This window comes from Streptomyces sp. NPDC058375 (assembly GCF_042723425.1).
Taxonomy (GTDB): domain Bacteria; phylum Actinomycetota; class Actinomycetes; order Streptomycetales; family Streptomycetaceae; genus Streptomyces; species Streptomyces durocortorensis.
The window spans coordinates 1-12,994 of record NZ_JBHXJG010000210.1 but is presented as its reverse complement, the minus strand read 5'-3'; the positions used below and the strand labels follow the sequence as shown (position 1 = coordinate 12,994).

Here is a 12,994-nt window from a genome sequence, read left to right as displayed (position 1 = left end):
CTGTTGTGGTGGGCTGCGTCTTTTGTTTATAAGAGACAGCCGCACCTCGGGCGACCGGCCGCTCCCGTGTGGCGGCCGGACGCCGGAGGCGGGATCAGTACAGCTTGGCGACGGCCGTGCGGGTCGTCTTCTTGAACCCCTCCAGCGGTGCGCCGTCCAGCTCGCCCAGCTGCCCCCACTCGACGACGGTCACCGTCCGGCCGTCGCGGCCCACGGAGAACAGCCCGATGTCGGTGGAGCCGACCTCCGGGTAGGACGTGTCGATGCTGTAGACGTGCGCGCCTTCCTCGACGTCGATCCGGCCCTGGTAGAACGCCTCCCCCTCCAGGCCGGGGTCCTGCTCCTTCAGCCGGTCGAGGCAGGTCTCCAGGGCGCTCCGCAGTTCGGCGGCGAGCTTCCTGGCCTGGGCGGTGGTGGCGGCGACCGTGGTGGTCTGGCGGGCGTGGGTGTCCAGTTCGGTGCGGAAGTCCCGGTGGCGGGTGCCGGCCGCCGGGGCGATTCCGGCGGTGCACACGGACCCCTCATCGGGCACTCCCTGGCGTACCGGGCCGGCTGTCCAGGGGGTGTGGGACGCGGGCAGCCGGCCCGCGCTCAGGAACTTCGGCGGGGCGGGGGCCGGGGCCGCGGCGGCTGGCACCTGGGCGAGGGCGGTGGCGGTCAGGCCGGCGGCCATGACGGTCAGGAGGGCGGTGCGGACGGTACGCATGGTGAGTTTCCCCGTTTCGGGTGGTGCGGTCGGTGGTGGTGCCCGTGGTCCCGGTGGTGCGGTCAGGTGGTGGTCGTGAGGCGTCGCGCCGAGGCGTACGGAGCCCGGTGTGGGGCGTACGGCGGCGGTCCGGGAACGGCACCAGCCTGGGCCGCCGCCCCGGACCCGGACAAGCGCGACACGGCTTCCCGCCGGGCTGGAACCGTCCCACCCCCGGTGACGTGGGTGTTCTCGGAGGGCTGGAACGCCCTGGAACGGCGGCGGGGGAGGTCGAGCGTGTCGGGTGACGCCGAGGGGGCGGCACGGGCGGTGCTGGCGGAGCGGCTGAGCGCGCTGCGGGAGGGGTCGGGCCGGACGTACGCGTCGCTGGCCCGCCGTATCGGGGTCAGCGGCTCGACGCTGCACCGGTACTGCACGGGGCGGACGGTGCCCGCGGAGTTCGCCCCGGTGGAGCGGCTGGCCCGGTTGTGCGGAGCACCGCCCGGGGAGCGGGAGGCGCTGCACCGCCTGTGGCTCCTGGCCGACGACGAACGCCTCGACCGGCAGGGGGTGGTGGATGCGGCGGGGACGGAGGAGACCGGGGCCGGGCCGGCGGCGGACGGGGCTGTGGCCGGGGCGTCGGCGCCCGTGGCCTCCGGGCCGCCCCAGGAGGAGACGTCGTGCCCGGTGCCGTCCGCCGGCTCCGTACCCGTACGTGTGCCCGACCCCGCCGCCGGCTCCGAGCAGTCGGACGTGACCGGGTGGCGGGGTTCCGGGAGGCCGGTGCTCCGGTGGCGTCGGAAGCGGCGGTACGGGCAGGGGCTCGGCGTCCTCGCCGCCGCGGTCCTCGTCCTCGCCCTGGTCGCGGTCTTCGGACGGCCGTGGTCCTCGGGGCCCGACCGGCGGCCGGCGGTGGCCCAACAGCCGGACGGGCCTCCGGCCGACGCCCCGGAGCCCTCCGCCTCCCCCACGCCCGGGAAACCGCAGGGCACGGCGCACGGATCCCGGCGGGGAACGCCGTCCGGCAGCCCCCGGCCGACCACCTCACCCGGCGTCGGGCCGCGCGACGAGACGCTCCCCCGGGCGTCCGGGCCCTCGTCGTCCCCGGAATCCGGGCGGGTTCCGTTCACCTGGACCGGTGACGACCACATCTGGAAGAACGGCTGCGACCACGCCTATCTCGTCGACCGGGCGCCCGCCGCCGTACCGCCGCCCCCGGTGGAGGCCGACGCGGCCCCTTGGGCGGGAGCGCTCGGGGCGGTGCACGCGGGCGAGACCGGTGTCCGGATCACCTTGCAGGGCCGGGACGAGCGTGCCGTGGTGCTGGAATCCCTTCGGATCCGGGTGGTCGAGCGCCGCTCACCGGCGCAGGGCCGGGTCTACCGGATGAGCTCCGGCTGCGGAGGCTCCCTCACGCCGAGGATGTTCGACGTGGATCTCGACGTCCCCCGCCCCGTTGCCCGGTCGGTCGCGGGCAACGACTCGGGTGAGGCCATCGAGGCGGTCGCCTTCCCGTACCGCGTCTCGGTCACCGATCCCGAGGTCTTCCTGATCACCGGCCGCACGATCGGCTGCGACTGCGACTGGTTCGCTGAGCTGAGCTGGAGCAGCGGCGGCCGGTCCGGCACGGTGCGCATCGACGACGGCGGGCGGCCGTTCCGTACGAGCGGAGTGGGCGGGCGGCCCGTGCTCGACTACGACACGGCCGACCGCCGCTGGGTGTCCGCCGAGGCCGACACGGAGGCGGGGGCCGAGGGCGAGGCGGAGACCGTAGGGGAGACGGAGGCCGCCGGGGAGTCCGTGTCCTGAAGCGGCGGGCGGGGCCGGGTGCGCTCATGCTGGTGGGGCGGGCGGCGTGCCCGGCGGACCGGTACCGGCCGCAGACGCTCCTGGTGGAGGTGGAGGTGGAGATGGATCCCGTCACCGCCCTGCGGCGGATCGCCTTCCTGCTGGAACGCTCGCAGGCCGCCACGTACCGCGTGAAGGCCTTCCGTACGGCCGCCGCCGCGGTGGACGCGATGGCCCCCGGGGAGGCCGCCGACCGGGTGGCCGCGAAATCCCTGGAGCGCGTCCCCGGCATCGGGCCGCGGACGGCCGAGGTGATCCGCGAGGCCCTGGCCGGAAGGACGCCCGGCTATCTGGACCGGTTGGAGGCGGAAGCCGCGGCGGAGCCGCCCGCCGAGGGGGGCCAGGACCTCTTCGCCCGGCTGACCGGGGACTGCCACCTGCACTCGGACTGGTCGGACGGCGGCAGCCCGATCGAGGAGATGGGCCGGACCGCCGTGGAGCTGGGTCACGCGTGGGCCGTCCTCACCGATCACTCGCCCCGGCTGACGGTGGCGCGCGGCCTGTCGCCGGACCGGCTGCGGGAGCAGCTGGAGGTGGTGGCGCGGCTCAACGAGGAGTGGGCCCCGTTCCGGCTGCTGACGGGGATCGAGTGCGACATCCTGCCGGACGGCTCGCTCGACCAGGAGGACGAGCTGCTGGAACAGCTCGACGTGGTGGTGGTCTCCGTCCACTCCAAGCTGCGGATGGACCCGGCCCCGATGACACGGCGGCTGGAGGCGGCGGTGCGCCATCCGCAGGCGAATGTGCTCGGCCACTGCACGGGACGCCTGCTGGACGGGCGGGGCCGCCCCGAGTCGCGGTTCGACGCGGAGCGGGTCTTCGCGGCCTGCGCCGAGGCCGGGACGGCGGTGGAGATCAACTGCCGTCCGGAGCGGCGGGATCCGCCCCTGCGGCTGCTGCGTACGGCCGTCGCGGCGGGGACGCTCTTCGCGATCGACACGGACGCGCACGCCCCGGGCCAGCTCGACTGGCAGCGGTCGGGGTGCGCCCGCGCCGAGGAGTGCGGGGTGCCGGCGGACCGGGTGGTGACGACCTGGAGCGCGGAACGGCTCCTGGAGTGGGCCGGCTGACCCGCACCCGGCCGCTTCCGTGACACCGCACGGGCCGGCCCGACCCCTTAGGCGCCGCACGCACCCGCCCCCGGAGGTGTACGTTCTCCGGAGGCGGGCGGGGTGGGCAGGCGTCGGCGGGGCTACGTCTCGGGGTAGATGTCGCCGGCCTCCATGGCGCTCTGCTGCTCGCTCCGGTCCCGGATCGTCCGGGACTTCTTCTCCAGCCGCTCACGCTCCTGCGGATCGCTCGCGCGCTCTGCCTCCTCGTGGAGCTGCTGGGCCTTCTCACGCATCTGCCGAGCCAGGTCGGCGGGTTCGTCCGAACCGCTCATCACCACTCCTTGGACGCCGGGTACGGGATCTCTGCCCCCAGCGAACCAGCGACCGGCCGCCTGCGCATCCCGCGCGGCCGGGGCCGGATCGCCGCAATCGGCGGTGCCGCGGCGGGCGCGGGCGGTCAGGCGGGCTGCCGGCCCAGCCGCCGCAGAAGCGCGCGCAGCCGGGGGTGGCGCGCGTGCGCCTCCGCCGCGCGGCGGTCCAGCTCCTCGCCGAGCCGTTGGGTGCGTTCTTCGATGTCGAGTTCGGCCAGCACCCGGTCGATCTCGGCGAGCAGGGCGCCGTGCAGCTGCCACTGGCGCGGGTGCTCCTGGACGTCCTCCAGCAGCAGGTCGGCCACCAGGTCGCGGGTGGCGCGGCTGCGGGCGAGCGCGTCGGAGAGTCTGTCCTCCGCCGCCTCCGCGTCGGCGGCGAGCTGGGTCGTGACCAGGAGGGCGAAGCTCTCGATCGCCTCCGCGAGGTGGCCGAAGAGTTCCTGGAGCAGTTCCGTCACGTCGGCCGGGAACAGGGATTCCTCGGTACGGGCCTTCGCCAGGTCGGTGAGGGTGCGGGACAGGACGCGCAGGACGACGGCGCAGATCTCCAGCGTGTCGAGCCCGGTGCGCAGGACGACCCGGTGGAGCAGCCCCTGTCTCACCCTGGGGTTGAGGGTGAGACTTTCCTCCGCCTGGCGCAGGGAGGCGTCGACCTCCACGATGTCGTGGTCGAGTTTGCGGGCCTCGTGGAGGCGGGCGGCGGCCCGGGACACGGGGTTGTTCCCCACGACCTCCTCGCCCATGCTGCGCAGCATCGTGCCCATCCGGGCGGCCAGCGACCCGATGGAGGAGCCGGCCGAGTCGACCCAGACGGGCGGGGCGAGGAGCAGGTTGAACAGAAGGCCGACGACCGCGCCGATCAGCGTCTCCCACACCCGGTCCCAGGCGGTGTCGGCGACCTGCGAGACGCCGAGGACGAGCATCGCGCTGATCGCCACCTCGGGCACGAACTCGTTGACCCGGACCAGCCGCCCGATCAGCAGCGAGGTGAAGATGGTGAGGCCGAGGCTCCACCAGCTCAGCCCCACCAGGGAGCTGAAGCCGATGGCGATGAGGACGCCGACGATGACCGAGTTCACTCTGCGGATGCCCGTGGTGAGGGTCGCGTAGAGGGTCACCTGGACGACCAGGAGCGCGGTGAGGGGTGCGGTCAGCGGGGCCGGTTCGGGCAGAAACCAGACGGCCACGGAGTAGGCGATGACGGCGGCCGCCGTCGAGCGCAGCGTCTGCACCCCGGCGGGTTCGGTGGTGCGCTGCACGAGTTTGACGACGACGGGGGCGGAGACTCGGGGCATTCCTTGACGGTGCCCCGATTCCGCTCGGCGCAGCGCTCCCCCGGTCCGGGCTCCGCCGTACGGCCCCCTGGGCCGGGGCGAAACCCGGACGGCGTGCGCGGAGCCGCGGTCGGAGAGACCCTGGAGTCATGGCTGTTCTACTGAATCCCCCAGGAGAGACACCGCCGGCCGAGGGCTCCATCGGCGAGGCCCACGAGGAACGGGCGGACGGAGGGCTGTGGGAGCACCCGGGCGTCTGGACCGCTCTGATCGTGCTGGGAGCGCTCGTGGTCGCCGGATTCTTCCTCGCCCGGATCTTCGGTTACGGATGAGCGGCGAGGTGTCCGCATCGGCACGCCGGATCACCGACGCGCTGCTGGAGGAGTACGGGCGGACGTATGCGGCGGAGGCGGGGATCCGGCTGCGCGACACTCCGCAGCCGCTCTACCAGCTCCTGGTGCTGAGCCATCTGCTGAGCGCCCGGATCCGCGCCTCGGTCGCCGTGGCCGCCGCGCGGGCGCTGTTCGCGGACGGGATGCGCACCCCGCGCCGGATGGCGGACGCGACCTGGCAGCAGCGCGTGGACGCGCTGGGTGAGGGCGGCTACCGCCGCTACGACGAGCGGACCTCCACCCAGCTCGGGGAGGGGGCGCGCCTCGTCCTCGACGTGTGGAAGGGCGACCTGCGCCGACTGCGCGCGGAGGCGGACGGCGACGGGGAGGCGCTGCGGGCGGGCCTGCGGCGCGTCCAGGGGATCGGTCCCGCCGGGGCCGACATCTTCGTACGCGAGGTGCAGGCCGTGTGGCCGGAGACCGGGTTCTGGGTCGGTGCGAAGGGGCTCCAGGGCGCCGAGCGGCTCGGTCTGCCCACCTCCCCCGCCAGGCTGTCCGAGGTGGCGCGCGACCGGGACCGGGCCGCGTTCGCCGCGGCGCTGGTCAGGGCGGCCCTCGACCGGGAGGCCGTCGAGAGGGTCCAGGAGGCGGCCCGGGCCCGGAAGTAAGCCCCGCGCGAGACGCCGACGCTGTTCCCAGTAGGCCCCGCGAGACGCCCGCCGTACCAGGTCCCGACGTAGGCCCCACCACGCCGACGCCGTACCAGGTCCCGACGTAGGCCCCACGACGCCGACGCCGTACCAGGTCCCGACGTAGGCCCCACGACGCCGTACGCAGATCCCGAAGTGAGTCCCGCGAGCGCCGCACGCGCAGCTCCCGAGAACGCCGGGCGGTTCGCGAAGGCGCCCGTGCCGTGCGCGACGGCCCGGGCGCCTCGCTGCTCTCAGCGGTCGGAGGCGCCCCGCGCCGCGCGTGCCAGGGCCTCCTCGCGGCGGGCCTCGGCCTGTTCCTTCCTGCCCTCGGCCTTCAGCCGCTCGTCCTCGAGGGCGATGCCGTCCGATTCCTTGATCATGCCTTTGAGTCTCCGCGCCTTGGCGCGGGCTATCTCGGTGCTCTTTCCCACAGCTGCCTCCATGCCGCGAGGGAGATATGCGCTTCTCCCTCCACTATGCATACCCGCGCGGCAGAACGCAGGGGCCGAGGCGGGGGCTACAGCAGTGGATCATCGTCCTCGTCCGGCCCGCCGCCCTCGACCCGCAGCGCGAGGTCCTGGAGGACGTCGGCCGACGACACGTCGGTCTGCCCGGAGTCGTGGACCTGGGCGAGCATCGTGAACGCGAGGGTGAAGGCGCTCACGAGCTGTTCGACCGCGCCGCCGACCTCGCGCCCGACGACGGTGACCACCTCCTCGACGGAGAAGTCGTCGGGGATGGCGATGTGGGGCATCGTCTCGTTCAGCAGGGCGGTGACGGCGCCCGCTCCCGCGTCCAGATCTTCCCGTTCGAGGTCCGCCTCCAGCAGGCGCTGCATTTCGCGCGCCTCTGTGAGGATGCCGATCACGCGCTTCACGACTTCCCGTTGCTCCATGGGCGCGAGCATAGGCCGTGCAACCCGGTCGCAACGTCCGGTCGAGTTGACTTGCGTCCGGTTGTCGCAGTGTCGCCACGGCCGGAAAGGGGCAGGTCCATGGAGTGTGACCCGAAATCGCCCGCCGTCGAACTGACTCGCGCCGCGGCCGTTCTGCTGCGCCGACTGCGGGCGGACCACGGCCCGTTGATGTTCCATCAGTCGGGCGGCTGCTGCGACGGCAGCGCGCCGATGTGCTATCCGGCAGGTGATTTCCGTACCGGGGACGCCGATGTGCTGCTCGCGGAGCTCACCGTCGAAGGGATGCCCGGGAGCGTGCCGTTCTGGATGTCGCGGAGCCAGTACGAGGTGTGGGCCCACACCCGGCTGATCGTGGACGTGGTGGAGGGCCGGGGCAGCGGATTCTCGCTGGAGGCTCCGGAGGGGGTGCGCTTCCTCATCCGTTCACGGCTGGTGGACGGGAACGGATGAGGAAGCGTGCCGCCCGTCGGGCGGCGCCCCGGCTGATCAGCGAGTTGTCGGTTAACGTTCCGCAGACCGTGATCAGCCGGCCGGCCGCGTCGAAGGTCGCGGTGGCGCACTCGCCGCCGACGGGGTGATCTTCTCGCTGGCCGCCTCGGGGTTCCGGCCGAGCGGTCCGGCGTACGGGTGGGTGCCGCTGCCCGCCGCGTCCGCGTCCATGGAAACGAGGAGGGTTTCGTGGGTCCGACACGTTGCCGCAACATGCCCGGGCCGGGGGGTTCCGCTCAGCGCTGCGGACGCTTCGGGCGGGAGCGGTTGTCCTTCATGGCCCGGCGGATCTCCGCGGCGGTGGAGCGTGCGTGCTCCGTGGTAGCCGTGTGGTCGGCGACCGAGGTGACGAAGCGGTGCAGCGGCTGCCGGCAGTGGGCGCACGGGGCGTCGGTCGTGAGGTGGTAGCCGTCCTCGCAGAGCGGGTCGGTGCAGGAGCCGGGCCGCAGGAGCTGTTCGGCGATGTCCTGGGCGCTCCACCGGCGGCGGCCGTCCTCGTCCAGCTCACCGAGCGCGTGGGCCCAGCGCAGGTTCCAGCGCCGTTCGATGCGCTCGCGGAGCTGGGCGGCACTGCGGACGGCGATCTCCTGGTGGATGAGGTCGTGGACGGTGCTGGGCACCCTGCCCCCGAGGGCCTGGAGGAGTTGGTGCGGCAGGGCCTGGAGGACATAGCCGCGGGGGTTGCTCCGGGCGTTCTCCCGCCAGCGGTCGCAGGAGCAGGAGCCGTCGGGGCGCCGGGGTGCGTGGCAGCGGCCGCACAGTCCGCGGCACTCGGCGCACAGCCCGCCGTCGAGGCCGTCCAGATGGGGCGCGGGGGCCCGGCCGCACTCGTGGCAGCAAGCCGCGCACGGCCCGCAGAGCCGTTCGTTGCCCGCTTTGGTCGTCCAGGTCCGCATCTGGCACCGGCAGCACAGGCCGGTGTTGCAGTACTCGTGGTGCGCGGCGCCCGAGTGCCGGCCGGAGGGCGGAAAAGACATCTGCCCATTGTGCGGGATGCCCGGCGCGCGTGCGGACGGTCCCCTCGTCCGGGGCCGGCGGGGGGAGTCGTCAGGGGTGCAGGCTGCTGACCAGGTCGGCGGTGGCCCCGACGCCGTCGTGGATGGTCGGCGCCATGCTCGTACCGGCCAGGAAGAAGCCCAGCAGGAGGCAGACCAGGGCGTGCGAGACCTTCAGTCCGCCGTTGCGCAGAAAGATCGCCGCGAGGATCACCAGGAGCAGCACCAGTGAGATCGAAATGGCCATGACCAACCTCCTCCGCCGCGCCTGATTTGCGGCTTTCGGCCGCCAGTGTGGCGCAGCGGAGGGGCCGTTCGGCGCACTGGCGTGTGGGCCGAACGGGTACTTCCGACAGGTCGCGCGTTACGGGGTCGCAGCGGTGTTCCGCCGGGCGCGCAGGAAGCTTTCGAGCCCTGCCAGGTCGTCGGTGTTGAGGTGGTCGACCCCGGCGGCGAGCAGTTCGGTCCAGACGGCCTCGCGTTCGGGGCCCGGCAGGTCCGGGGTGGCCCAGAAGCGGATGCGGCGGCCTTCGCGGTGGGCGGTGGCGACGAGGGTGCGGAGCCGGTCGCGTTCGGCGCGGGGGATGGGGCCCGCGCCGAGCCAGCCGAAGGTCTGCGTCCAGTTGGCGCTGACGAGCGGGGCGAAGGAAGCCGGGGCCCCGGCGCCCAGGTCGTCGATGCGGCCGTCGTAGAAGGCGAGGCGGGTGTGCTGGGCCTCCATCGGGGCGCGGGCGGCGCGGTCGCCGGAGATGACGACGGTGACGGCTTTGGGGACGACGCGGCCGTGCTGGTAGCGGGTGAGCATGCGGTGGTGGCGGTTCAGTTGCCGGTCCAGCTCCTGGTAGGCGGCGACGCCGTCGGCCTTGATGTCGATGAGGAGCTGGAGCGGGGCCCGGTGGTGCGGGTGGACGCTGCCGTGGCCCGCGCGGACGAGGGCGGCGAGCGGGTCGAGGTAGAGCGAGGCGAGGGTGCGGGTGGGGTCGAGGGTGGCGGGCTCGTGGGCGACGAGCAGTTCGCCGTCGACGAGGAAGATGTCCGCCTCGACGCTGGTGAAGCCGTGGGCGAGCGCGTCGTGCAGGGGGCGCGGGTGGAGGTAGTCGTTGTGCGCGTGGGCGTGGCGTAACGGACGCGGGCCGCGCGGGCCGGCCGGTGCGGCGGCCGCGGTCGCGGTGGGGACGGCTATGCCCGCGGCGGCGGTGGCGAGGGCGACCGTGAGCGCGCGGCGACGGGTGAGGTGGGCCATGGGGACTCCCTGAGCGGCGGACGGGGTCGCGACGAGTATGGGGGCGCGGCGGCCGTTTCCGTCAGGTACCTGACAGCTGTTCGGCGATGTTTCACGCTTCGGCCACCTCGGGGCGCGTGGCCGGTCGTGGCCGATCGGCGGCTCCAGGGCGCTCCTAGAACTGCCGGAGATGGTCGCGCAGGCTCCGGGCGGCCTCGGCCATGAGGGCGTCGACGCCGGGCTGTGCGGCCGCCGGGACCAGCGACTCGGTCAGTACGGCGATGGCGAAGGTCTGTCCGTCGGCGTGCTCCACGACGCCGATCTCGTGCCGCAAATTCAGCAGGGTGCCCGTCTTGGAGGACCATCGGCTCGCGTCGGAACTGAAGTCGGGGGCCAGCCGATGGCGCAGCACGTTGTGGGCCAGGAGGTCGCGGAGCCGTGCGGCCACTTCCGGATGGATCTTCGACGGGATCCACACGGCCTGGAGGAGGTCGACGAAGGAGCGTGCGCTGCCGGTGTTGGCGCGGGTCGTGTCGAGCTGGGGCACCCGGTGGCCCCGGCCGCTGGTGCCCGCGTCGATGGCCAGCGCGTGGGCGAGGTGCACCTGGTCGGCGTCGAAACGCTCGACGGGCGTGTCGAACAGCTCCTCCGTGGGGTGCCGGACCGTGATCCCGCGCAGGTCGGCTTCCCGGAGGAGGTCGCCGACCCGGGCGGGCGGAGTGAGGTCGAACAGCGCGTCGGCGGCCGTCCCGTCGCTCAGGCAGGTGCTGAGGTAGAGCAGGTCGTCGACGGCGATCCGGGCGGGGTGCCGGAAGCGGCTGAGGCCGGTCGGGCCCGCCGTGGTGACGCGCCCGGGCGCCACGTCCACCAGGGCCGCGCCGTCCAGCTCACCGCGCCGGATGCGTTCGAGGGTGGCGAGCGCGAGCGGAACCTTGACCAGGGAGGCCGACGGCAGCTCGGTGTCCGGCTCGATGCCCAGCTCCTCCCCCGTGTCCAGGTCCCGCACCAGCAGGCACGCGCGCAGGCCGCCGTCGAGCAGCCGGGCGCGCACGTCCCGCAGCAGCGTCTCGGTGTTCATGCCACCCTCCCTCCCCCGGCACCGGCCGGGTCGTCCGCGCTCAGGCAGCGGGCTATGGCCTCGCCCAGGCGCGCTTCCACGGGCAGGGGGTTGCCGTCCGCCACGACCGTGAGAGCGTAGCCCCGGCGCGGCGTCATCTCGCCGATGGGGTGCCAGGCCAGGGCGAGTTCCGCCGCCTGGGCCCGGGAGCACAGCAACAGGTCCTCGGAGCAGAGGACTTCGGCCGCGGCGGCCGTCAGATCGGGTGCGGCGAGCACCTGCGCGGGCCGCAGCCCCGCCGCGTCCCGCAGCCGGGTCAGCGGGTCGCGGATGTGCGGCACGTCGTCCTCGGGCTGGATCCAGATACGGCGGGCCGGGCCGGACGAGGCGCGGCCGAGCCGCAGTGTCTCGACGTAGATCCGCCGCACCCCGCTGTCCCGAGCCCCGGCCAGCCCGAGCGGCACGGACCAGGACGCCTCCCCCGCGGGCACGGCGAGCAGGGCGGCGCGCACCTGGTGCGCGTGGAGGAGTTCCCTGCGGCGCGCCGGCCCGGCGGTCCGGAGGTCGAGCCGGACACCGTGCCCACGCGCTTCGGCGACCAGGCGGGCCAGGGCGGAGCCGGAACAGGTGTCGGGGACGGCGAGCCGCCAGGGCTTGTGCTTGACGGCTTCGGCCTCGTCCAGCAGGACATCGGCGGCCTGGACGAGCTGCCTGGCGGCGGGCAGCATGTCGCGCCCGAAGGGTGTGAGCACCGCCCGCCGCGATGTGCGCTCGAACAGCTGCTCGCCGAAGCGCTCCTCCAGGGCCGCGACCCGGCGGCTCGCCACCGACTGGGACATCCGCGCGGCGGCCGCCCCGTCGGTGAAGCCTCCGTACTCACTGACGCTGATGAACGCCCGACATGCTCCGACCAGATCCACGCGCCGGAGCCTATGCGATTTCGGCATGGAAACGCGCGTGAACGTATTGGACCGCATGACCGGCGGGGACGAAGGTGGCTTCGGCAGGCATGATCACGTACCGGGACGGATCCGTGCGGCCCCGTCCCCGATGCGCTCCGGAGCGGAGCGCCAGGAGGTTTCGCCCATGCATCACCCCCGCGTCAGGACCGCCGTCGCCGCTCTGGTCGCCGCGCTGTCCCTCGTACCGCTGGCGGCCTGCGGGCAGAGCGACTCCGCCTCACCGCCCACGTCCGCCAAGCCCGCCGCGAGCACGTCGGCCTCCGCCGCCGCCCCGAAGCCGCACACCGGCGACTTCAAGAAGCTGGAGCGGAAGTTCGACGCCCGGCTGGGCGTCTACGCGATCGACACCGGCACCGGACGCGAGGTGACCCACAACGACCGGGCGCGCTTCGCCTACAACTCCACCTTCAAAGCGCTCCAGGCCGCGGTCGTGCTCAGCACCTACTCCCTGGACGGCATGGACAAGCGGGTGACCTACACCCGCGAGGACCTGGTCGCCAACTCCCCGGTGACCGAGAAGCACGTGGACACCGGCATGACGCTGAAGGAGCTGTGCGACGCCTCCGTGCGCTACAGCGACAACACCGCGGCCAACCTCCTCTTCGACCACGTCGGCGGGCCCAAGGGGCTGGACGCCTCGCTGGAGGAGCTGGGCGACGACGTCACGCGAATGGACCGGGAGGAGCCGGAGCTGAGCCGCTGGGTTCCCGGCGAGAAGAGGGACACCTCCACGCCCCGGGCGCTGGCCGGGGATCTGCGCGCGTTCGTCCTGGGCAAGGCCCTGCGCGCACCCGAGCGGGCGCAGTTGACGACGTGGCTGCGGACCAACACCACCGGGGACGCGGTGATCAGGGCGGGTGTGCCCAAGAACTGGGTCGTGGGCGACAAGACCGGGACCGGCAGCTACTACGGAGCCCGCAACGACATCGCCGTGGTGTGGCCTGCGGACTCCGCGCCCATCGTGATCGCCATCCTGTCGCACCGCGCCACGAAGGACGCGGAGCCGGACGACAGGCTGATCGCCGAAGCGGCCTCCGTGGTCGTCGACTCGTTGTCCTCCTAGCGGTCGGACCGAACACGGCCGCTCGGAAGTTTTTCT

17 protein-coding genes are annotated in these 12,994 nt (G+C 73.6%); 6 read left to right on the top strand and 11 right to left on the bottom strand.

The window, feature by feature from the left end:
- Nucleotides 1-94: 94 nt before the first annotated feature.
- On the bottom strand, nt 95-706 hold the full coding sequence (locus ACFWM7_RS26930) for a hypothetical protein (protein ID WP_383265041.1): 612 nt from the start codon (nt 704-706) through the stop codon (nt 95-97).
- A gap of 276 nt (nt 707-982) precedes the next feature.
- Between ACFWM7_RS26930 and ACFWM7_RS26925 the strand changes: the two genes are divergently transcribed.
- Entirely contained in the window at nt 983-2,494 is a 1,512-nt protein-coding gene (locus ACFWM7_RS26925) for a helix-turn-helix domain-containing protein (protein ID WP_383265039.1), read from the top strand.
- 101 nt (nt 2,495-2,595) lie between these two features.
- On the top strand, nt 2,596-3,603 hold the full coding sequence (locus ACFWM7_RS26920; protein ID WP_383265043.1) for a PHP domain-containing protein: 1,008 nt from the start codon (nt 2,596-2,598) through the stop codon (nt 3,601-3,603).
- Nucleotides 3,604-3,725: 122 nt separating this feature from the next.
- Here ACFWM7_RS26920 and ACFWM7_RS26915 read toward each other — a convergent pair whose 3' ends face one another.
- Both ACFWM7_RS26915 and ACFWM7_RS26910 read right to left on the bottom strand, forming a co-directional pair.
- Nucleotides 3,726-3,917, bottom strand: coding sequence for a DUF6381 family protein (locus tag ACFWM7_RS26915; RefSeq protein ID WP_383265037.1), 192 nt, complete (start codon nt 3,915-3,917; stop codon nt 3,726-3,728).
- A gap of 125 nt (nt 3,918-4,042) precedes the next feature.
- Nucleotides 4,043-5,251, bottom strand: a complete 1,209-nt coding sequence (locus ACFWM7_RS26910; protein WP_383265034.1) for an aromatic acid exporter family protein — start codon at nt 5,249-5,251, stop codon at nt 4,043-4,045.
- Between the two features lie 128 nt (nt 5,252-5,379).
- Here ACFWM7_RS26910 and ACFWM7_RS26905 point away from each other — a divergent pair, with 128 nt between their 5' ends.
- A complete protein-coding gene (locus ACFWM7_RS26905) occupies nt 5,380-5,562 on the top strand; it encodes a DUF6480 family protein (protein ID WP_097976778.1) in 183 nt (60 codons plus the stop codon).
- A complete protein-coding gene (locus ACFWM7_RS26900; RefSeq protein ID WP_383265031.1) occupies nt 5,559-6,230 on the top strand; it encodes an endonuclease in 672 nt (223 codons plus the stop codon). Before ACFWM7_RS26905 ends, ACFWM7_RS26900 begins: the two co-directional genes overlap by 4 nt.
- A 275-nt stretch (nt 6,231-6,505) precedes the next feature.
- On the opposite strand, the gene ACFWM7_RS26895 is transcribed toward ACFWM7_RS26900, so the two are convergent.
- The gene (locus ACFWM7_RS26895) at nt 6,506-6,685 is read right to left on the bottom strand and encodes a hypothetical protein (RefSeq protein ID WP_383265028.1); all 180 of its coding nucleotides are present in this window, start codon (nt 6,683-6,685) and stop codon (nt 6,506-6,508) included.
- 86 nt (nt 6,686-6,771) lie between these two features.
- On the bottom strand, nt 6,772-7,161 hold the full coding sequence (locus ACFWM7_RS26890) for a hypothetical protein (protein WP_383265026.1): 390 nt from the start codon (nt 7,159-7,161) through the stop codon (nt 6,772-6,774).
- 87 nt (nt 7,162-7,248) lie between these two features.
- Between ACFWM7_RS26890 and ACFWM7_RS26885 the strand changes: the two genes are divergently transcribed.
- Nucleotides 7,249-7,620: a DUF779 domain-containing protein gene (locus ACFWM7_RS26885; RefSeq protein ID WP_383265023.1), complete on the top strand. Its 372-nt coding sequence runs from the start codon at nt 7,249-7,251 to the stop codon at nt 7,618-7,620.
- Between the two features lie 72 nt (nt 7,621-7,692).
- On the opposite strand, the gene ACFWM7_RS26880 is transcribed toward ACFWM7_RS26885, so the two are convergent.
- The 6 genes from ACFWM7_RS26880 to ACFWM7_RS26855 all read right to left on the bottom strand — a co-directional run bounded on the left by ACFWM7_RS26880 (nt 7,693) and on the right by ACFWM7_RS26855 (nt 11,853).
- On the bottom strand, nt 7,693-7,830 hold the full coding sequence (locus tag ACFWM7_RS26880; protein ID WP_383265046.1) for a hypothetical protein: 138 nt from the start codon (nt 7,828-7,830) through the stop codon (nt 7,693-7,695).
- Nucleotides 7,831-7,895: 65 nt separating this feature from the next.
- Complete coding sequence (locus ACFWM7_RS26875) at nt 7,896-8,636, bottom strand: hypothetical protein (RefSeq protein WP_383265020.1); 741 nt, start codon at nt 8,634-8,636, stop codon at nt 7,896-7,898.
- A 70-nt stretch (nt 8,637-8,706) separates the two neighbouring features.
- Complete coding sequence (locus tag ACFWM7_RS26870) at nt 8,707-8,901, bottom strand: hypothetical protein (protein WP_205085760.1); 195 nt, start codon at nt 8,899-8,901, stop codon at nt 8,707-8,709.
- A gap of 117 nt (nt 8,902-9,018) precedes the next feature.
- A complete protein-coding gene (locus ACFWM7_RS26865) occupies nt 9,019-9,897 on the bottom strand; it encodes a phosphatidylinositol-specific phospholipase C/glycerophosphodiester phosphodiesterase family protein (protein ID WP_383265018.1) in 879 nt (292 codons plus the stop codon).
- A gap of 154 nt (nt 9,898-10,051) precedes the next feature.
- Nucleotides 10,052-10,954, bottom strand: a complete 903-nt coding sequence (locus tag ACFWM7_RS26860; RefSeq protein ID WP_383265015.1) for a serine hydrolase — start codon at nt 10,952-10,954, stop codon at nt 10,052-10,054.
- Nucleotides 10,951-11,853: a LysR family transcriptional regulator gene (locus ACFWM7_RS26855; protein ID WP_383265012.1), complete on the bottom strand. Its 903-nt coding sequence runs from the start codon at nt 11,851-11,853 to the stop codon at nt 10,951-10,953. The genes ACFWM7_RS26860 and ACFWM7_RS26855 overlap by 4 nt, the downstream gene beginning before the upstream one ends.
- A 166-nt stretch (nt 11,854-12,019) precedes the next feature.
- On the opposite strand from ACFWM7_RS26855, the gene bla reads away from it, so the two are divergent.
- Nucleotides 12,020-12,958: a class A beta-lactamase gene (gene bla / locus ACFWM7_RS26850; protein ID WP_383265009.1), complete on the top strand. Its 939-nt coding sequence runs from the start codon at nt 12,020-12,022 to the stop codon at nt 12,956-12,958.
- The last annotated feature ends 36 nt before the right edge of the window (nt 12,959-12,994 follow it).

Excerpts from the sequence above, each read along its gene's own strand:
- ACFWM7_RS26930 (WP_383265041.1), bottom strand. The coding sequence starts at position 706 with ATGCGTACCGTCCGCACCGCCCTCCTGACCGTCATGGCCGCCGGCCTG.
- ACFWM7_RS26920 (WP_383265043.1), top strand. The coding sequence starts at position 2,596 with ATGGATCCCGTCACCGCCCTGCGGCGGATCGCCTTCCTGCTGGAACGC.
- ACFWM7_RS26915 (WP_383265037.1), bottom strand. The coding sequence starts at position 3,917 with ATGAGCGGTTCGGACGAACCCGCCGACCTGGCTCGGCAGATGCGTGAG.
- ACFWM7_RS26910 (WP_383265034.1), bottom strand. The coding sequence starts at position 5,251 with ATGCCCCGAGTCTCCGCCCCCGTCGTCGTCAAACTCGTGCAGCGCACC.
- ACFWM7_RS26905 (WP_097976778.1), top strand. The coding sequence starts at position 5,380 with ATGGCTGTTCTACTGAATCCCCCAGGAGAGACACCGCCGGCCGAGGGC.
- ACFWM7_RS26900 (WP_383265031.1), top strand. The coding sequence starts at position 5,559 with ATGAGCGGCGAGGTGTCCGCATCGGCACGCCGGATCACCGACGCGCTG.
- ACFWM7_RS26890 (WP_383265026.1), bottom strand. The coding sequence starts at position 7,161 with ATGCTCGCGCCCATGGAGCAACGGGAAGTCGTGAAGCGCGTGATCGGC.
- ACFWM7_RS26885 (WP_383265023.1), top strand. The coding sequence starts at position 7,249 with ATGGAGTGTGACCCGAAATCGCCCGCCGTCGAACTGACTCGCGCCGCG.
- ACFWM7_RS26880 (WP_383265046.1), bottom strand. The coding sequence starts at position 7,830 with ATGGACGCGGACGCGGCGGGCAGCGGCACCCACCCGTACGCCGGACCG.
- ACFWM7_RS26875 (WP_383265020.1), bottom strand. The coding sequence starts at position 8,636 with ATGTCTTTTCCGCCCTCCGGCCGGCACTCGGGCGCCGCGCACCACGAG.
- ACFWM7_RS26870 (WP_205085760.1), bottom strand. The coding sequence starts at position 8,901 with ATGGCCATTTCGATCTCACTGGTGCTGCTCCTGGTGATCCTCGCGGCG.
- ACFWM7_RS26865 (WP_383265018.1), bottom strand. The coding sequence starts at position 9,897 with ATGGCCCACCTCACCCGTCGCCGCGCGCTCACGGTCGCCCTCGCCACC.
- ACFWM7_RS26860 (WP_383265015.1), bottom strand. The coding sequence starts at position 10,954 with ATGAACACCGAGACGCTGCTGCGGGACGTGCGCGCCCGGCTGCTCGAC.
- bla (WP_383265009.1), top strand. The coding sequence starts at position 12,020 with ATGCATCACCCCCGCGTCAGGACCGCCGTCGCCGCTCTGGTCGCCGCG.